Annotated in this window: 17 protein-coding genes; 13 read left to right on the top strand and 4 right to left on the bottom strand. The window is 45.7% G+C overall.

The genetic code is table 11. The annotated features are described in order from the left end of the window. Window positions 1–48: 48 nt before the first annotated feature. The 9 genes from BTO10_RS10420 to BTO10_RS10380 are packed head-to-tail and all read left to right on the top strand — an operon-like array spanning window position 49 to window position 8,260. Window positions 49–552 (top strand): acyl-CoA thioesterase, encoded by a 504-nt coding sequence (locus BTO10_RS10420; RefSeq protein WP_105024487.1) that lies wholly within the window; start codon window positions 49–51, stop codon window positions 550–552. Next, window positions 539–1,219, top strand: a complete 681-nt coding sequence (locus tag BTO10_RS10415; protein WP_105024486.1) for a LolA family protein — start codon at window positions 539–541, stop codon at window positions 1,217–1,219. The genes BTO10_RS10420 and BTO10_RS10415 overlap by 14 nt, the downstream gene beginning before the upstream one ends. Then, window positions 1,191–3,563 carry an MMPL family transporter gene (locus tag BTO10_RS10410; protein WP_105024485.1) on the top strand — a complete coding sequence of 791 codons (2,373 nt, stop codon included), beginning with the start codon at window positions 1,191–1,193 and terminating at the stop codon, window positions 3,561–3,563. The genes BTO10_RS10415 and BTO10_RS10410 overlap by 29 nt, the downstream gene beginning before the upstream one ends. Next, window positions 3,560–4,183: a DUF3261 domain-containing protein gene (locus BTO10_RS10405; protein ID WP_105024484.1), complete on the top strand. Its 624-nt coding sequence runs from the start codon at window positions 3,560–3,562 to the stop codon at window positions 4,181–4,183. The genes BTO10_RS10410 and BTO10_RS10405 overlap by 4 nt, the downstream gene beginning before the upstream one ends. A 5-nt stretch (window positions 4,184–4,188) precedes the next feature. Beyond that, the gene (locus BTO10_RS10400) at window positions 4,189–5,388 is read left to right on the top strand and encodes a beta-ketoacyl-[acyl-carrier-protein] synthase family protein (protein WP_105024483.1); all 1,200 of its coding nucleotides are present in this window, start codon (window positions 4,189–4,191) and stop codon (window positions 5,386–5,388) included. After that, window positions 5,381–5,845, top strand: a complete 465-nt coding sequence (locus BTO10_RS10395) for a hotdog family protein (protein WP_105024482.1) — start codon at window positions 5,381–5,383, stop codon at window positions 5,843–5,845. Before BTO10_RS10400 ends, BTO10_RS10395 begins: the two co-directional genes overlap by 8 nt. Then, window positions 5,842–6,567: a 3-ketoacyl-ACP reductase FabG2 gene (locus tag BTO10_RS10390; RefSeq protein ID WP_004739765.1), complete on the top strand. Its 726-nt coding sequence runs from the start codon at window positions 5,842–5,844 to the stop codon at window positions 6,565–6,567. Before BTO10_RS10395 ends, BTO10_RS10390 begins: the two co-directional genes overlap by 4 nt. Beyond that, on the top strand, window positions 6,564–7,787 hold the full coding sequence (locus BTO10_RS10385; protein ID WP_105024481.1) for a beta-ketoacyl-ACP synthase: 1,224 nt from the start codon (window positions 6,564–6,566) through the stop codon (window positions 7,785–7,787). The genes BTO10_RS10390 and BTO10_RS10385 overlap by 4 nt, the downstream gene beginning before the upstream one ends. Window positions 7,788–7,795: 8 nt before the next feature. Continuing rightward, on the top strand, window positions 7,796–8,260 hold the full coding sequence (locus tag BTO10_RS10380; RefSeq protein WP_105024480.1) for an Sbal_3080 family lipoprotein: 465 nt from the start codon (window positions 7,796–7,798) through the stop codon (window positions 8,258–8,260). Window positions 8,261–8,349: 89 nt separating this feature from the next. On the opposite strand, the gene gltX is transcribed toward BTO10_RS10380, so the two are convergent. Next, window positions 8,350–9,777, bottom strand: coding sequence for a glutamate--tRNA ligase (gltX, locus tag BTO10_RS10375; protein ID WP_105024479.1), 1,428 nt, complete (start codon window positions 9,775–9,777; stop codon window positions 8,350–8,352). A gap of 301 nt (window positions 9,778–10,078) precedes the next feature. On the opposite strand from gltX, the gene BTO10_RS10370 reads away from it, so the two are divergent. Continuing rightward, window positions 10,079–12,892, top strand: coding sequence for a heavy metal translocating P-type ATPase (locus BTO10_RS10370; RefSeq protein WP_105024478.1), 2,814 nt, complete (start codon window positions 10,079–10,081; stop codon window positions 12,890–12,892). After that, window positions 12,882–13,322 (top strand): DUF411 domain-containing protein, encoded by a 441-nt coding sequence (locus BTO10_RS10365; RefSeq protein WP_008218183.1) that lies wholly within the window; start codon window positions 12,882–12,884, stop codon window positions 13,320–13,322. The genes BTO10_RS10370 and BTO10_RS10365 overlap by 11 nt, the downstream gene beginning before the upstream one ends. 107 nt (window positions 13,323–13,429) lie before the next feature. Here BTO10_RS10365 and BTO10_RS10360 read toward each other — a convergent pair whose 3' ends face one another. Then, window positions 13,430–16,081 carry a beta-N-acetylhexosaminidase gene (locus BTO10_RS10360; protein ID WP_105024477.1) on the bottom strand — a complete coding sequence of 884 codons (2,652 nt, stop codon included), beginning with the start codon at window positions 16,079–16,081 and terminating at the stop codon, window positions 13,430–13,432. 403 nt (window positions 16,082–16,484) lie between these two features. Between BTO10_RS10360 and BTO10_RS10355 the strand changes: the two genes are divergently transcribed. Continuing rightward, complete coding sequence (locus BTO10_RS10355) at window positions 16,485–17,363, top strand: TraB/GumN family protein (RefSeq protein WP_105024476.1); 879 nt, start codon at window positions 16,485–16,487, stop codon at window positions 17,361–17,363. A 122-nt stretch (window positions 17,364–17,485) separates the two neighbouring features. After that, window positions 17,486–17,908, top strand: coding sequence for a hypothetical protein (locus BTO10_RS10350; protein ID WP_004739778.1), 423 nt, complete (start codon window positions 17,486–17,488; stop codon window positions 17,906–17,908). An 84-nt stretch (window positions 17,909–17,992) separates the two neighbouring features. Here BTO10_RS10350 and BTO10_RS10345 read toward each other — a convergent pair whose 3' ends face one another. Both BTO10_RS10345 and BTO10_RS10340 read right to left on the bottom strand, forming a co-directional pair. After that, window positions 17,993–18,829, bottom strand: a complete 837-nt coding sequence (locus tag BTO10_RS10345; protein WP_004739779.1) for a CsgG/HfaB family protein — start codon at window positions 18,827–18,829, stop codon at window positions 17,993–17,995. Between the two features lie 16 nt (window positions 18,830–18,845). Next, entirely contained in the window at window positions 18,846–19,256 is a 411-nt protein-coding gene (locus BTO10_RS10340; protein ID WP_004739781.1) for a curli assembly protein CsgF, read from the bottom strand. Between the last annotated feature and the right edge of the window lie 3 nt (window positions 19,257–19,259).

Genomic DNA, 19,259 nt, shown 5'->3' with positions numbered 1-19,259 from the left:
ACCTCATAAAGTAGCCAACCCTTTACGCAATATTGTTGAGAGCGATTTATGTCTGAAATCCTTCATCCATTACAATCTGAGGTGACACTTGTTACCTCATTCCAAGATGCCGACCCGATGGGCGTGATCTATCACGGCAACTACTTCCGATTTTTTGAAGAAGTAAGACGCATCATGATGGATAAGATTGAGTACAACTACCATGAGATGAAGGATTCAGGCTTCATGTGGCCTATCATCGATACCCGCGTAAAATACATCAAAGCGATACCGTTTAATCACAAGATTAAGGTCACGGCGAAGCTCACCGAGTGGGAAAACCGCCTGCGCGTTGATTATGAAATTCATGATGTCCTAACCGGTGCTCGCATGACACGCGCTCACACCATGCAGGTTGCGGTAACCATTGAAGAGCAAGAGATGTGTTTCGCTTCACCGAAAGTGTTTACTGACAAGGTAGAACACTGGCACCAGTATGGCTGCTTACCTCTCACAGCTGAACATCAATCTCAAGCTTCTAGCTCACAGCAGGTGAATCATGAATCTGTTTAAGCGCAACCGCAAATACATCAACATCGTGCTACTTGGGCTTACTGCGATAATGACGAGTGGCCTTGTAAGCGCCAAAGAGAACACTGCTGCTGTCGGTTCTATCTCAGAGCTGCAGACGGTACTCAGCCAAAATAGCATTGTTCGTGGCGAGTTTACTCAAACGCGCAATATGGAGATGTTCGCCCAGCCTCTGACGTCGCAAGGTACATTCCTATTAGACAAATCAAATGGCCTACTCTGGACACAAACTACACCGTTTCCGGTGAACTTAGTGCTCACCGACAACAAGTTGAGCCAAAGGTTTGCCGACCAGCCCGCAAAGCTCATCACTGATAAAGAAAACCCAATGGCGTTTTATTTCAGCCATATTTTCCTATCGGTGTTCCACGGTGATACACAAAAACTTCAAGACCAATTCTCACTGACGTTCCAGCCTACAACGGCGCAAAGCTCAGACCAAAACACAGCATTTTGGAAACTGACTCTTAAGCCCAAAAGCGCACCAATGAATGCAGTATTTGAGGCTATCACGCTGCAAGGTAACAGTGATATTGAGCGTATTGAGTTAAAAGAGATTCGCGGAGATAGCACGGCGATCGAATTCAGTCAGCTAAGCCATCAACCGGAAGTATTGTCAGATGCCGAAGCGCAACAATTTCAGCTCTAAACTCGCCCTTGTCTGGCTAGTGATTGTGGCACTATTCAGCGGACTGTTGATTAAACAGTTCGCTTTTTCTTCTTCAGTGCCTATCGAAAACAACATCATGAAATTGCTGCCTGAAAATCAGCAAGATCCTATGGTTGAACAAGCTTTCCAGCAAATTTCCAACTCGATGAGTGAAGAAGTCGTATTCATCTTAAGTGGATCAGACATCAAGAACACCATCGCAGCAACCAAAGCCTTTGAAAAAGCACTCAATCACGACTCGTTTTCAGGTGGATCAGTACTCTTCAAACACGTGCAAGGTAAAATTAACTCAAGCACACAAAGCCAATGGAGTGACTTCTACTTCCGTCATCGGGCTCAGCTACTAACAGAGCAACAAAAAGAGACTCTGACGCACGCACCTGAGTCACGAGCTCAGTATGTGATTCAATCCTTGTACAACCCTTTTTCAGGCGTGACAGCGACCGAGCTAACCTTAGACCCATTCCTGTTATTTCGTGACTATATAAGTGAGGTTGGCACCCGCTCGAGTAACTTTGGGCTCAAAGATGGCTACCTCACCGCTCAATCTCAAGAACAATCACATATTCTCGTTACCGCAACGCTGGCGGGCTCTCCTTATAGCCTGACAATTCAGGAACAACTACCCGCGCTAGATGCTTTAGAGCGGAAAATCGAGAAGCAGTTTGACGTTAAAGTTCAGCACACTGGCGTGGTTTTCTACGCAAATTACGGCACCCAAAGTGCGAAGTCTGAAATCAGCACTATTGGCTTAGGCTCCTTGGCAGGCGTCATTCTATTAGTGTGGTTAACGTTTCGTAGCGCACTCCCGCTTGCCCTGTCTTTACTCTCAATTAGCACGGGGTTATTGGTCGCACTGGCGAGCACCGTCGCTATCTTTGGCAAGGTCCACCTGTTCAGCTTAGTGTTTGGTGCGAGCTTGATTGGCGTATCCATTGATTACTCGTTCCATTACCTCACTGACCGTTTGGCCGCAGGAAGCCGATGGCAGAGTGATAAAGGGCTAAAGCACATCTTAGTTGCCATCACCCTAGGTTTAATCACTAGCTTAATCGGATATCTCGGGCTTCTGGTTGCGCCCTTCCCTGGCCTACAGCAACTTGCGCTATTCTCGTCTATCGGACTTATCGCCGCCTACGCTAGCGTGGTGTGTTGGTACCCCGTGTTGGCCTCTAAACCGAGCCAAGAGCGAGCGCTTCCTTTGGCTACCCTTTGGCACACATGGTTAAACTTGTGGAGCCATCCCAAATTTAAAATCGGCTTGCCATTGATAGTGACCGTCTTAAGTTTGGCGTCAATCACGCAGGTTCGCTACGACGACGATATCAGGCAGCTTCAAGCAATGCCTGACGAGCTAAAACACCAGGAGCAAGCTATCTCTGAGATATCTGGTTTAGGTAGTGCTCAGAACATGCTGCTAGTTACTGCCGAAAGTAACCAAGCGCTGCTCAATAAGTTAGCATTGATCAGTTCGAATCTTGATAACTTAGTCGCTCAGCAAGTTATCTCAGGCTATCGCAGCGTCAATCAACACCTGCCAAGCGAGCAAGAACAACACTATAACTATCAGCTGGTTAAGCAACTTTATGATAGTCAAAGCGCCACACTACAAACTACGCTTGGCTGGCCGAGCTTCCCAGAGCTTCCTAAATACAGTCCGATCACTCTCGATGAGTTTCTATCGTCGCCTGTATCAGAGCCTATTCGCCCACTTTGGTTAAAACCAATCAATAACCAAGCAGCGTCAGTTATCATGATCAAAGACGTCACTAACACTGAGCTGTTCTCACAGTGGTTAGAGTCCGACTTTGCTCAGCAGCAAGGTGTGAAATACCTCAATAAAGCAGATGAAATCTCCTCTCTTTTTGCTGAGTACCGCGTCAAAATTACCGAGCTGTTATTGATTGCCCTCGCTGCTATTGGCATGGTGCTAGGTTGGCGATATGGCGTTAAACAAAGCCTATTAATGCTTCTACCATCTCTTATTGCAGGTGTAGCGGGGTTAGCGGTGACCGGCGTTTTAGGCTCAACATTGAACCTATTTAATCTGCTTGGTTTGATTTTGATTTTAGGGATCGGTATCGACTACACCCTGTTCTTTGCGGAGCAGAAGAAGTCGCTAAGCACCCTATTAGCGATCACTTTGTCTGGCCTCACGACACTGCTGTCATTCGGCTTACTGTCACTGAGTCAGACTCATGCCATTCACAGCTTCGGGATTACCGTGTTAACCGGAATTTTTGTGGCGTGGCTGCTTTCCCCACTCGCCATCAACAATGAGCAAGCCACAGAAAAGAACAAACCGCGTGAGGCATTTAGATGAACAAGACGATCAAGATAGCATTCGCTGTCATATTTAGCATCCTACTCAATGCCTGTTCACTGGTTTCTCAACAACCGACAGGTGCGAGCGTCACTATCAATAAAGACACAGAGCTCGCCTTGCCTCTACCCGAAGAACTTGGGTACTCATTAACAGCAAGTCAATTGATTAGCGCAACCTGGCAAGAGGATACCCAGCAGTTACCGGTTCAAGTTGAAGTTACGGCCGATAAGGTCGTTTTAGCTGGCTTCTCTTCTTGGGGTACACGCATCTTATCGCTGCAGTATCAAAACCAAGCCATTGAAACACAAGTACTATCTGGCCTCGGTGCTACCCTTCCTCAGCCCGAACAGGTACTGTTTAATTTGATGCTCACCTTGTGGCCTGCAGAAGCATGGGCACAACCGCTACAAGGTATAGGCTGGCATTTGGTCGATACAGATAACAGCCGCACTGTGTTTGATGACAAAAAGCAGGCAATCATACGAATTGAATACCAAGCCGAACCGAATAGACACAAAACGGCAGGCAACATTGTTTTCAAACATTTGCCCCAAGGCTACACCATTACTATACAAACGTTGAATTCAACGATTGTCGATAACCCAAGTAAGAGCTAAACACTATGCCTATTTATATCCAAGACTGTGGTTTCCACTCAGCGCTAGGCTCCAGTATTACTGACATTCATGGCTGCCTAAAAGGCGAACGTGAACCGAACATGGTTGAAGTCAGTGATATGCTGAACGACGGCAAACACACTGTCGTTGGCAAAATCGCAGGTGCGCTACCAGAGGTTCCATCCACTCTCGTGAAGTATGCCACTCGCAACAACCAACTGGCGTTATCAGCTCTCAACCAAATCAAAGATTCTATTGAACTTGCCAAGGCACAATTTGGCGCAGACCGCATTGCTGTTGTTATAGGCACCAGTACCTCTGGTATCTCCGATGGTGAAGCGGCATTCAAACAAAAACTGACAAACGGTGAGTTTCCAGAAGATTACCATTACTCAAAACAAGAGCTTGGGGACACTTCTGAGTTCGTTAGCCAATACTGCGCGTTAACGGGGCCAAACTACGTCATCTCTACGGCTTGCTCATCCAGCGGCCGCGTGTTTCTGACCGCCCAGCGCTTGTTAGATTCAGGCATGGCTGATGCCGTATTAGTAGGTGGTGTGGATACCTTATGTAAGCTGACACTCAATGGCTTCCATGGTCTTGAAGCCCTTTCAACCAAACATTGTAAGCCATTTAGCGCATCTCGAGATGGCATCAATATTGGTGAAGCAGCTGCATTTATGTTGCTCAGTAAAACCAAAAACAAGCGTGTTCACTCTACTCAAAACACACCTCAAATTGCCTTGTTAGGCTGTGGTGATAGCTCTGATGCACACCATATTTCAGCGCCTCATCCTGAAGGAAGTGGAGCTGAACAAGCGATGAAAAAAGCTTTATATTCTGCACAGTTAACCGAAGAAGACATCGGTTACATCAATGCGCATGGTACAGCAACGCCACTCAATGACTCGATGGAAAGCAAAGCCATCCATCGTATTTTTGCAAACAAGGTTCCCGTAAGTTCTACCAAGCCGTTGACCGGGCATACACTAGGCGCAGCAAGTGCGATTGAGGCTGCAATTGCTTGGCATATTTTGAAATATGACTTACCGCTTCCCTTACAAAAATGTCAGGATAAAGCTGAAGATATTGAAGTTGATTTGGTAAACTGTTCCCAGAAACTTAAAGTAAAGAATATCTTAAGCAACTCGTTTGCTTTTGGTGGTAACAATATTAGCCTGATTTTTGGTGTAGTAAATGACTGATATCCCTTCTGTAGACCAACTTCTCCCTCACGATGATCCGATGATATTAATCGATCGTGCTATCAGCGTAGAGGCGTTGTCGATCCACTGTCAGGTCGATATTGGTGACCATAATCTGTTCTTTAATGCCGAATCTCAAACCGTCCCAGCTTATGTTGGCATCGAGTTTATGGCGCAGTCTGTAGCGGCGTGGTCTGGATACCACGCGCTGAAAAACGGCACCACTCCCCCTATTGGTTTCCTGCTTGGTTCTCGTCGCTATAAATCACTGTGTGATGGGTTTACTCAAGGTCAGACCCTTGATATCTACGCCGAACAGCTTATGGAAGACAGTGGTATGGCTGTATTTACCGCAAGAGTCGAAGACCAAGGCGAGTTGGTAGCTCAATGCCAACTCAATGTTTACGTGCCAACCGAACAAAAATTACAAGAAATGAAAACTAGGAGCCCATCATGACCCGTCAGGTTTTAGTCACTGGTGCCAGCAAAGGCATTGGTAAAGCGATCGCTATTCAACTCGCGAAAGACGGATTTGAAATCGCCGTTCATTACATGGGTGACAAGCAAGGTGCTGAAGAGACTCTACAATCGATCACCGAGCAAGGTGGCGCTGGACGTCTTATCCAATTTGATATCAGTAACCGCAGCGAATGTCGTGAAAAGCTAGAGTCTGATATTGCTCAACATGGCGCTTACTACGGCGTAGTAAACAACGCAGGCATTACTCGCGACACGGCATTCCCTGCTATGACAGAAGAAGAGTGGGATGGCGTGATCCATACCAACCTAGACAGCTTCTACAACGTACTTCACCCTTGTGTCATGCCTATGGTGCAAAAGCGTAAAGGTGGCCGTATCGTCACGCTAGCGTCTGTATCAGGCATTATGGGTAACCGTGGTCAAACTAACTATGCGGCGGCAAAAGCGGGTGTGATTGGCGCGACTAAATCTCTTGCTCTAGAGCTAGCAAAACGCAAGATCACCGTAAACTGTGTCGCTCCGGGCTTAATTGACACTGGTATGGTTGACGAGCACGTGAAAGATCATGCTCTTCCTCAAGTACCACTGCGCCGAATGGGTGAGCCAGAAGAAGTGGCCGGTCTAGTCAGCTACCTAATGTCTGATATTGCAGGCTACGTAACTCGCCAAGTGATTTCAGTAAATGGAGGCTTAGTATGACCCGCCGCGTTGTTGTAACCGGAATGTCTGGTGTCACTGCTTTCGGTAACGACTGGCAACAGATAGAGCCAAAACTAAAGGCCTGTGAAAATGCGACTCAATATATGCCAAGCTTCGAGCAATATGATGGTCTCAACACTAAGCTTGCAGCGCCTATTGATGACTTCCAGCTGCCTAAACACTACAAGCGCAAGCAAGTACGCGGCATGGGTCGAGTATCACGCCTAGCAACGGTTGCTACTGAGAATGCATTGGAGCAAGCAGGCTTGATTGGTCACGATGTATTGACCAATGGTGAGACTGGTATCGCTTACGGCTCTTCAACCGGCAGTACCGATGCGGTTGGTGCTTTCGGAGTGATGCTGAACGAGAAGTCGACACGATCAATCACAGCAACCACTTATGTTCAAATGATGCCACACACAGCTGCGGTAAACGTAGGTCTGTTCTTCGGCCTACGAGGCCGTGTGATCCCTACTAGCAGCGCTTGTACTTCAGGGAGCCAAGCCATTGGTTACGCCTATGAAGCGATCAAGCATGGTTACCAAACCGTAATGGTTGCTGGCGGTGGTGAAGAGCTATGCCCAACTGAGTCTGCTGTTTTCGATACCCTTTTCGCTACCAGTTTAAAAAACGACACACCCAAGAAATCTCCTAGCCCATACGACAGCGAGCGTGATGGCTTAGTTATCGGCGAGGGCGCTGGAACCCTTATCCTTGAAGAGTACGAACATGCAGTTGCTCGCGGCGCAAAAATCTATGCCGAAATCATTGGTTTCGCTAGCAACTGCGATGCCGCCCACGTAACCCAACCTCAAATGGAAACCATGCAAATCTGTATGGAAAAAGCATTGAGAGACGCACAACTTCCAGCAGAGAAGATTGGTTATGTTTCTGCTCATGGCACTGCGACTGAAAAAGGCGACATTGCAGAGAGTAATGCAACAGCGAATATCTTTGGAGAAGTGCCAATCAGTTCATTGAAAAGCTACTTTGGTCATACACTTGGCGCATGTGGTGCGATTGAAGCATGGTTAAGCCTTGAGATGATGCACAGCGGTTGGTTCAGCCCAACCCTAAACCTAGAGAATGTCGATGAACAGTGCGGCAAGCTCGACTACATCACGGGCTCAGGTCGCGAACTAGATGTCGAATATCTGATGAGCAACAACTTTGCCTTTGGTGGTATCAACACCTCTATCATCTTCAAGAAAATCTAGGATAGATAATGAAAAACTGGTTAGCCGTTGCTGCTGTCACTTTACTCGCAGGTTGTAGTGCTCCTAAGTATTCAGGAAACGCACTGCCAGAAGCAAACAACATTAAAAACATCACCATCGTAGAAGACACCAAAACACGCACTGTGTTTCTTGATTCGATGCTCGACTGGTGTTTGAACAACCAAGTAAAGTGTAAGGTTGTCGCAGACGGCTCTGAACACAAGCCTGAAGAAGTCACGCTAGATTACGTATCTCGTTGGAGCTGGGATTTCAGAACCTTTGTGGCAGACGCAAAAATCTCGGCTTATCAAGATCAACAGCGCGTTGGTAACGTAGAGTTTAAGGCGCCGAATAGCGGTAACTTTTCCAAGTTTGGTGACGATATGGAACGCATCAAAGCGATGATGGATATCTTGTTCGACAAGAAATCAGCCGCGCAAGCAACTCAAATGATTGCCGACGACCAGCTATAGCAAAGTTATTTAAACAATAAAAGTTGAGACAAATAAAAAGGGTCAGTAACCAAGTTACTGACCCTTTTTTAAATCTAACAACTGCTCAATTAAGCGTTAGCTTCACGCTCTGCGATGAACTCAAGAGCCATCTTGATACGAGCGATTACGCGCTCTTTACCAACAAGCTCCATCACAGCATCAACAGAAGGAGACTGACCACCGCCTGTTACTGCTACGCGAAGTGGCATACCGATTTTACCCATGCCGATCTCTAGCTCTTCACACACTGCTGCAATCACACCGTCTTTGATGTTTGCCGTTGTGAACTCTTCAAGTGCTTCAACCTTAGCAAGAGCAAGCTCTAGTGGGCCTTTAGCTACACCACGTAGGTGCTTCTTCGCTGCGCCCGCTTCAAACTCAGAGAAATCTTCGTAGAAGTAACGAGACTGCTCAGCAAGTTCGATAAGCGTGTTACAACGCTCGCCTACTAGCTTGATCACTTCAGTGATCGCTGGGCCGTTTGTTGTATCGATCTTCTGCGCGTCTAGGTGCCATTGCAGGTACTTTGCAACGTACTCAGGCTCAGAAGTCTTGATGTAGTGGTTGTTCAACCAAAGTAGCTTTTCAGTGTTGAATGCAGACGCAGACTTGCTGATTGCATCTAGGCTGAATAGGTTAATCATCTCTTCTTGAGAGAAGATCTCTTGGTCACCGTGAGACCAACCTAAACGTACTAGGTAGTTGTTTAGTGCGTTTGGCAGGTAACCTTCATCGCGGTATTGCATTACTGATACAGCGCCGTGACGCTTAGACAGTTTCGCGCCGTCATCACCTAGGATCATTGCACAGTGAGCGAACGTTGGAACTGGCGCGCCTAGTGCTTCATAGATGTTGATTTGACGAGGTGTGTTGTTGATGTGATCTTCACCGCGAACAACGTGTGTGATACCCATGTCCCAGTCATCCACTACTACTACGAAGTTGTAAGTAGGAGCACCGTCTGTACGACGAATGATCAGGTCATCAAGTTGGCTGTTAGAAATTTCAATACGACCACGAATTTGGTCATCAAATACTACACTGCCTTCTTTAGGGTTGCGGAAACGGATAACGCACGCATCGCCTTCTTGTGCCGCTTCGTTAGCTGCAATAATTTTAGGGTGGTTCGCATCGTAACGAGCCATCTCTTTGTTTGCTTCTTGTTCTGCACGAATTTCATCAAGCAGCTCTTTAGACGCGTAGCATTTGTATGCTTTGTCTTCAGCTAGAAGCTTATCAACCATTTTGTTGTAACGGTCAAAACGCTTAGATTGGTAGTAAGGACCTTCGTCCCATTCCATACCCATCCATTGCATGCCTTCTAGAATTGCATCAACCGCTTCTTGAGAGTTACGCTCAAGGTCTGTGTCTTCGATACGTAGAACGAATTCACCGCCTTGGTTTTTAGCGAATAGCCAAGAGTAAAGTGCAGTACGTGCACCACCAACGTGAAGATAGCCAGTTGGGCTAGGAGCAAAACGAGTTTTAACCGTCATTTAAATACCTTGATTATGTAGGTGATTCTTTTAGTGGAGCCTATTACAAGGTCTGCAATAGTCAACCATCACTAAATTTTGGGCGCTATTTTATCACCACCGCTTAAATCTACAATCAGTAGTGAATGATTAATGTGCTGTTGTTGTACGAAAGCCGCTATTGAAAGAGCAATTACGCCCTTAAAGATCGTAAATCTATAGCTTTAACTAGTAGATTGTAGTCGTACATTATTAATTTCCTTCTTCCATTCCAGACTAAAACCACCAGCTAGCACTCCACCAAGATCAAATTCTTGAATTTATGTTTGACCTTACCCTTACGGGAAGGTTTATGTTAGGCGTAGATGAGAATTGGAGTATCGATATGAATCACTACACAACCGCGCTCAACGGCCTAAATTGCATGGGTTGTGCGAAGAAAGTCCGCACACTGTTTGGCAATCTCGACAGCACGACGATCAATGACATATCGCCGACCTACATCGATATTTCGACTCCTTCTAGTTACATTGAGCTCAACGAACAGTTAGCAACGCTTGGTTATTCTATGGGTAATCAGCTGCACCTTTCGCTATCCGGCCTTAGTTGCGGTAAGTGCGTGAACAAACTGACTCAAGCGCTTGAACAAACTAAGCAAGTATCAAACCTAGAGGTCAGCAAACAAGAATTAGCACTGGTCACTCTACTTCCAGAATCCGAGGTTATCGAGCTAGTCGAAAGCGTCGGTTATCACGCTACCCCCTACGCTGAATCTCATGACCAGTCATCACGTTCAAATTTAGAAGAAGATAAAAAACCAGCACCTACAAAAACAACGTCAACTGAACCCGTTGCAAGCCAATATACTTATCACCTTGTTCTTGAAGGAATGACGTGCGCGAGTTGCGTTTCTTCAGTCGAAAAAGCACTAAAAAACAACGAATTCATCGATCAAGCTCAGATAAACCTTGCCGAGCAAACTGCCTTGGTTTTCACATCTCAGACACGCGACCTGATAGAAAACAAGCTCATCGAATCGGTGAAAGCCGCAGGGTATGGCGCCGAGTTTGTTGATGATGCGGCAACACAACAACAAAAACAGCAAGAGCAACAACTTCGCACTCAACAGGCCTTCCTGAAAAACTCAGTGAGTGCGCTACTGCTTGGCGGACCATTAATGGCATGGGGCGTCTTTGGTGGCAGCATGACCATCGCAACACAAAATGATCAACTGGCTTGGGGATTCATTGGTGTAATCTGCCTAGTGCTACTAGCCACCTCTGGGCGGAACTTCTTCACTAACGCGTGGCAATCCTTGATGCATAAACGTGCGACCATGGACACGCTAGTAGTTTTGGGTACAGGCGCAGCATGGTTCTACTCAATGTTGGTTGTGCTCATCCCATCATGGTTCCCTGAAGCCTCTCGCCATGTCTACTTTGAGGCGAGCGCGATGATCATTGGCCTTATTTCTTTGGGTCACTACATCGAGGCCAAAGCCAAAGCACGCACTACGAAATCGCTACAAGCACTGATTAATTTACAGCCTCAAAAAGCGATGGTTATCGTCGATGGCAAAGAGCAAGTCATTGCTGTAGAAGCTATCCAAGTGGGTATGCAGATACGTGTCAAACCGGGTGAGAAAGTACCGGTTGATGGAGTTGTGGTATCAGGTGAGTCTTACATCGATGAATCCATGCTAACTGGCGAGCCGCTTCCCAACGTAAAATCAGTTAATGATGGCGTTTCTGCAGGTACCATTAATGGTGATGGCAGCTTAATTATTGAAGCGACAGGAATTGGCTCAAGCACCATGCTGGCTCGAATCATTCAGATGGTTCGCCAAGCACAAAGCAGCAAACCTGCGATAGCGAAACTTGCCGACTCTATCTCTGCCGTTTTCGTTCCAGTTGTGGTTGCGATCGCAGCTGTTGCCGCCCTAGTTTGGTTTTTTGTTGGCCCACAACCAAGTGCCAGTTACATGCTTGTGGTATCGACTACCGTACTGATCATCGCTTGTCCGTGTGCCTTAGGCCTAGCAACTCCACTCTCAATTACTGTCGGCGTAGGTAAAGCCGCTGAGTTTGGCGTTCTGATCAAAGACGCCGATGTGTTGCAATCAGCCAGCCAAATCGATGCTGTCGTGTTTGATAAAACGGGTACCCTAACCCAAGGTAAACCAAGCGTTCAGCAGGCATTTTACTCTAACCTATCAGAACAAGAACTGCTGGCTTACGCCTATTCGGTTGAAGTCGGTTCAGAACACCCACTTGCGAAAGCCGTTTGCCAGTATGCCGAAAACTTAGAAGTTTCAGCACTCCCACACAGCGACTTTGAAAACCGCCGAGGCCTTGGCGTACAAGCCAACATTAACGGCAAATACGTTCAAGTCGGCTCTCTGAAATACCTAACCCAACTCGGTGTTGATACTCAAATAGGTAGTGACTTTATTGAACTTTGCCGCGGACAAGCATGGACGCCAATCTTCGTAGTCATCGACCAAAAACTGGAAGGCATATTAGGCATTTCAGACGCATTAAAAATAGATAGCAAACAAGCGATTGCTCAACTAAAATCCGCCGGAATTCACACTGTGCTACTGACTGGTGACAACGACTCGGTTGCTCAAGCGCTTGGCAAAAGCGTCGGTATCGATGAGGTTATATCTGAAGTACTTCCAGAGCAGAAGGCGCAACATATTGTTCAGCTTCAACAACAATATAAGAGTGTAGCAATGGTTGGAGACGGTATAAACGACGCACCAGCACTGGCTCAAGCCGATATAGGTATCGCAATGGGCAGTGGCAGTGATGTGGCGATCGAGAGTGCACAAATGACACTTCTCAACTCATCACCTCTCTCTGTTAGTAATGCGATAGAACTGTCCCAAGCAACGGTGAGAAACATGAAGCAAAATCTCTTTGGAGCCTTCATCTACAACTCGCTAGGCATTCCTATCGCGGCTGGTGTGCTCTACCCGTTTTTCGGATTTCTACTCAGCCCAGTGGTGGCAGGCGCAGCTATGGCGATGTCATCCATTACTGTGGTAAGTAATGCCAATAGACTGAGACTGTTCAAACCGACCCATTCGAATATCAACAATAATCATATTCATGAGGTTAGCCATGATTCGTAAAATTATGACTCTTACTGCACTCGCTGCAATTTCAGGACAAGCTCTCGCAACTGATGTTCTAAACCATAAATCACCATACTGCGGCTGTTGTACAGAATGGACAGAGCACATGCGTGATGCTGGCTTCGATGTAACAGAGAAACTCCACGATGATATGAACCCAATCAAGCAAAAGCTAGGGGTTACACCTGAGCTTGCATCTTGTCACACGGCAGAGATTGACGGTTACGTATTTGAAGGGCACATCCCAGCAGAAGACGTGAAAGCCTTTTTAGAAAACCCACCACGTAATGCGATTGGTTTGGCGGTTCCGGGGATGCCAATGGGCTCTCCAGGTATGGAGTATGGCGATAAGAAAGACGAGTACTCTGTGTACGCGTTTAATGACAAAGGTCAGGTGTTTGAGTACCGTCATTACAAAGGCAACTAAAGTGGCAACTAAAGTACTGGCGTACGAAGAAAAATAAATCCTGAGAAAGCTCCCGTATTATCTTGAATAGGATAAAACGGGAGCTTTCTGTTTATCGTGCTTATTGATTATTTCAGAGAAATAACTCGACTTACTTTCTCACCACTTTCAGAGATAGAGCGGATATACGTTTCACCAGAAACCGATGGACGTTGCTGCTCATCATACGTTAGCCAGTTTTCACCATCTGCTGAGTATTGAAGCTCTACACCTGGGAATTGAACATTCATCGCTAGCTTACCGTCAACAACCTTCGCACCCGGTACTGGTAGTCGGTAGTCAATGCCTGCTTTTTCTAGCTTAGCCAGCTCACGTTGACCTACGATATTCGCAAAACGATTGAAGTCGCTGTTTAGCGCTTGCTTATTAACTAGGTTAGTTTCTTGAGAGTATTCAACACCAACCTTGTAGTCGTTTTCCCAATCTGCTCTGTGCCATGCGCGCTCTGCGGCTGCTAGTACGCGAGGGAACACCATGTATTCATATTGCTCGTCAGTACGTACTGTTTCTGACCAAAGTTGAGCTGACAGACCGTAGAAAGGTTTCGCTTCAACCTCACCTTTACCAGTAAAGCCATTGCCATCACGGTCTAATGATGTTTCTGCGTTTTGTGGCATGTTTTCTGGTGCGAAGCCAAACATCTTACGAGTATCGGTTGCACGTGTTGCCCAGTAGTAACCGCGCTCAGCTGCATCAACTTCGTATGGCATATCCATGTATACGTAGTCTGGGTTAGAGACAATCACGTCATACCCTTTTGCTGACCAATCGTATACTGATGAAGTTCCGCCCCAGTAAAGAACGTCCCAGAAGTTCACGCGAGTGCTTTCGGTTGCAAATGCTTCTTCACCTTCGCTGTATTTCAGACCATCTTGCCATGCTTGGAAGTGTGGAATACCCTTCTCAGCAACAATCTTAGACACCTGTTCTGCGAAGTGGCTTGGTAGGTGACCAAAATCACTCACGGTACCATTAGCAATCAACGACTGACACTGTGGAGACTGTTGGAATGGCTTATCCTGCTTAGACAAATCGATGTTGCCTTTCCAAGCCACTTTATCTTCCGCATTGATGTCTTGTAGACCTGCACCTAACTTGATGTTTTTCGCTTCATCGCCGCCGAAGTGCCAAGTCGTTAGCGGTACGCCCGCTTCTTGGTGCATTGCCGCCACTTCAGAGATTACTTTATCGACGAAGTGAGTTGATGACTCCATACATGGGTTAATGAAGCTTTGCTTATCGTAGAACTGAACCGTGGTTACGTTCGATGTATCTTGTGGATCCATCAAGCGGTATTCGTTCGCTTCTGCTTCTTTACCTTCCGCCATGAGACGAGTGTAACGCGCTTCCATTGATACCACAGCTGAACGAGCGTGTGCTGGCATATCAATTTCAGGGATAACTTCGATGCTGCGCGCTTTAGCGTAGCTTAAGATTTCGACGTAATCCGCTTTACTAAAGAAACCAGAGCCAAAGTTGTCTGTTGTTGGACCAGAACCTAGCTGAGGCAGTAAGCAGCTTTGTTCATCCAAATCAAAACAACGATTAGACCCTACATCCGTTAGCTCTGGTAAACCTGGGATTTCTAAGCGCCAGCCTTCATCATCCGTTAAGTGAAGGTGCAGTTTATTCATCTTGTATGCCGCCATTTGATCTAGCGTTGCTAGGATGGCATCTTTTGAGTGGAAGTTTCGAGCAACGTCCACCATCACACCACGGTAATCAAAGCGCGGTGCATCTTTAATTGACAGTTGTGGTAATGATTCAGCGTTCTGACTATCTATTAGGCCAAAAATAGACTGAACTGCGTAGAAAGCACCCGTTTTATCAAACGCTTTAATCGCAATCCCCTCTTCCGAGATGCTTAGTTCATAAGCGCCAGATTTTGCTAAATCACCCGTAAACTGAGTAGGAACAACGGCAACACTTACAGGAAGGTCACCACTCACATCTACGTTTACCACATCTGCACGTTCTTCAATTGCTGCGAACTGCTCAGCGTCGAATGCGTCTTTTGGTAAAGCAATACCACCAGCAATACTCACAGAACCTTCACCCGCTTCTACCGACATTGGTGTTGGCAATAGCGTTGTTGATACATCTTGAGTTGCTAGATCAGCATTCTTTTCAAAACGCGTCACCGCTGTCGCCATTACGTTATTGTCATCAGGCGTACGCTTAAGGTTATTACCCTCTAGACCAGTTACGAACGATGCAACATCTTCTGTATTCAGTGATGCAATCATCTTCGGTTCTGCGTTTGGCGCCGTCACGAATGCACCTGGCATAAAGTCAGTTTCAAACAGTTGCCAGTATTCACTCGTTAACGGAAGAACCACTTCTTCACCAGCCGCAAAGCCGTCAAATTTTTCAGTAGGTTCTAGCTTGTGAAGGTCACCAGTAACACGAGTGATCTTAAATTGCTCATTATCAACATCTAGGATAAGACGAATACTGTGGAAGTAGATGCTCCAATCTTTAGAATCAATCGCTTCGCCTTCATTAGTTAGTGTCATGTTTACTTTGTTACATGACGCCCATTCAGCACCTAGGTCCTGACAAGCTAAGCCTTCATTCGCACCGTGGTTAGTTAGAATTTCGTACTGAACATCAAGATTGTCAGCCAGTGCATTCACTACTTTTTGTTCTGGTGCTTGTGTTACTGCACAACCCGTTAGGCCAGCCAATACCGCTACAGATAGTAAGTTTCTCTTCAACATCGTATTCACCCATAAATTAAAAATTGAGTAAGAAGCAAAATGGAGCGCTTCGAAAGTTAGATAAACTATATGGGCTTATTTTTTACCGTGAATTAAATCAAGTTAATAAAGTGATCGGCTTCAAATCTCAAAAATCTTGATAATATTATTTATATTAAAATCAATAAGTTAGAATCAACGGCACTTCCGTCATTTTAATTTTGACGTAAAATTTGAGAAATGAATCACAATCTTTTTTACCGATTTCATAAAATCGTGTCATTGATAGCCAGAAAGGATTTAGAGTTTCAGCGTATTGTTATACTTTTCGTACAAACAACGTGACATTGTTCTCAAAAAAAACCGTTAAAAAACTCCGTCAAAATCATTTTTAACGAGTTACGTCTTCCTCTAGGAGCTCTCTTTGCGCACATTCTTATACTTAACGTTACTCGCTCTTACCTTTACGACTAAGCAGGCTTTAGCAGAACCTCTGTATTGGCAAGCCAAAAAAGATGATCTGACCTTAACAATTTTAGGTTCTGTACACGTTGGGGATGAAAGCATGTATCCACTTCCCAAGCAGATTACCGACACATTAAAAGAGAGCGATGGCCTAATCATCGAAACGGATATCAGGAAATCTGAAGGCGTCGCATACCCGACTACAACCGTCACCACAGCTGATGTGCTCAGCTCAGAACAAAAGCAGTTACTGACAAGCATTTCAAAATCGTTGGGAATGCCGACTCAGCAACTATTGAGCTCTCCACCTTGGGCAACTTCTCTATCGATACAAATGCAACAATTAAAGAACCTTGGCTATGGCTCGGCGGGTGGTGTAGACGCAACATTAGCGTATAAGGCAACCATACAAGACGTTCCAGTTATCAGCTTAGAGCCACTCCAATTTCAAATAGATCTAATCGCCGGGCAAAAAGATTCGGGTAAAGAGTGGTTGTTGACTAGCCTTGAAGAGTTTGACCAAACGGACCGCGTCGTACATTGCCTCATTGAAAGCTGGAAAGCAGGCGATAAGTCCAAACTTGAGGATTTTGCGGAGCTGTCTGAAATGCCAACTGAGCTTGAAAAAGCATTCCTAACGGATCGCAACGTTGACTGGGCAAACAAACTGTCTGCCAATGACTGGAAACTCGACACGAAAGGAAACTACTTGTTAGTCGTTGGCACTTTACACCTGATAGGAGAAGGTAACCTGTTAGAACTGCTAGAAAAGAAAGGCTTTACAGTTGACCAACAATCACAGAGCCAAAAAGCACAGTGTCAGTTTGAAGATCACTAGTTATTTTTGATGCCATGACTTTTTCATTATAAAAGCGTTTCCTTTATAACAGACATTTTACATTTAGCAACGCTATATTAGTGCTATCATCTTTCGCTCTTTTTATAAATGGTGTTGTTCTAATGAAACCAGTACTTTTCGCTTTTCCCCTAGCCTTTGCCATCCTTATGCCGACAGTAGTGTCTGCCAAAGAAACTTGTACAGTAGAACAATTTCAAGCTGTCGATATTCAGCCAGATACAAAGGGTGGCGTGATAGATAAAGAAAGTGGGCAATTTCTGATTACTGAGAAACCGCCAATGCGATGTGCGACGGTAACATTTACAACATCAACAACGAGAAACCGCATCGCTAGCCAAATGAATGGGAATTTTGAAGCCAGCTTTTACGATAACCAAACTGGAAACTCTAGTTCGGCTTCGTTTAATGAAGACGAGGTGAAAGCGGGTTACATTCGAATTGGCCCAAATAACCCAGCGGAAGCTTATGTTTGTTTTGTTACCTCAGAGACACCGATCAAAGACATTACTTGTGACGTCAAATAAACCTGCTGAGTAACAGATAAAAAAACAGGGCTACGGGTAAGATCCATTTTCCGCATAGCCCTATTTTGCTGCTTACTCGGTTATTTAAAGTATGTCCGTACTCGCTTCAGAATAACGAGCAATGATTGGGTTTTGCATCGCATTAGGGTCACCAGGCGACCACATACCACGTTTCATTCCTTTAACGATTAAATGAATCACTGCCGCATCTATCGCTGACATTACGGCAATATTCACTGGTTCATTTTGGCTGTAGCCCATCTCAACTTCTAACAACTCTTTATAGTCAACAAAGCGAAATGCACCGAAGCCGATTTCATGGGAAGAAATGGTTTTGGTCGTCGTGACACTCAAAAGAACTTGGCCACTTCGAACATCGACGGCTCTCAAATTCACCGTGACTTGATCCGTTCTGTATTGCCCGGACCCACCAATACCTAGATACTTGGCGCCAGCTCCTCCGGTAACAATATTTGAGTCATAAGCCACAATCCCACCTTCGATAACAATGTTAGCGGAACTCAAGGATGACAAATCCGCACCATGATTATTCACGACTTTGTCTTTTTTCTGAGCTGCACGAATGATCTTACGTTCCGTCAACAAGTTCTGTAGCCCTTCACGTTCTAGAGGGACAAACCATTGTGAATCAATCAACGCTGTCGTGAGTAGTGATGTTCCTCCCTGTGGTACAGCCGTCGAGAAGTTACTGTTTGGCTGAGGTTTGTATTGCCCTGTTTGGTCTCTAAAGTCATAGACTGACACCAATATCTTACCGCGAGGCTGAGGTAATGAGATGAGATCGGTGTAAGTCGATCCTCTCGGCATCAGCTTAGGTGTTTCAGAAGTCTCTGGAATTTGCATAGAGTAAGTGCATCCCCCTAACACGAAGGTTAGAAAGACGATAATAATCGATTTCATAACACAATCCTTGTGGTTAGAGGTCTGGATTTAATCCCGATACGCTGATTTCAGTTGACTCACCAGTCGCTTTGTCGACGATTTGAACCAATAACGTCCCTGAGTCATCAACGATGTTGAGGAAGAAGTCTTCCGTTTCTAGTTGCCCAGTATTGCCATTGCCTACGTCAGCAAGCAATTGGCTAATCAAGCGAGACTCTAAGCTGGAGGCTAAACGATCTAGTGCTGATTCTTGTTCATCGAAAATATCCCTAGCACTTGGGTCTTCATAATCATTGATCGCATTAGCGTGATTAAATAGATGAGAACTGTTTAAAGCGTTTCCACCGAAACTTGGGTTTACGGGCGTATAAACCAATTCGCTCGCGTAAATCGAAGGGGAAGCTAACAACGCAATAAGCGCTGCCTTTCTGAATAGTATCGACATCCT

The sequence above is a fragment of the Vibrio chagasii genome, from assembly GCF_002954585.1.
In the GTDB taxonomy this organism is placed as follows: Bacteria; Pseudomonadota; Gammaproteobacteria; order Enterobacterales; family Vibrionaceae; genus Vibrio; species Vibrio chagasii_A.
Note: the sequence above shows the minus strand (reverse complement) of the source record. Positions and strands in the feature narration are given on the sequence as shown.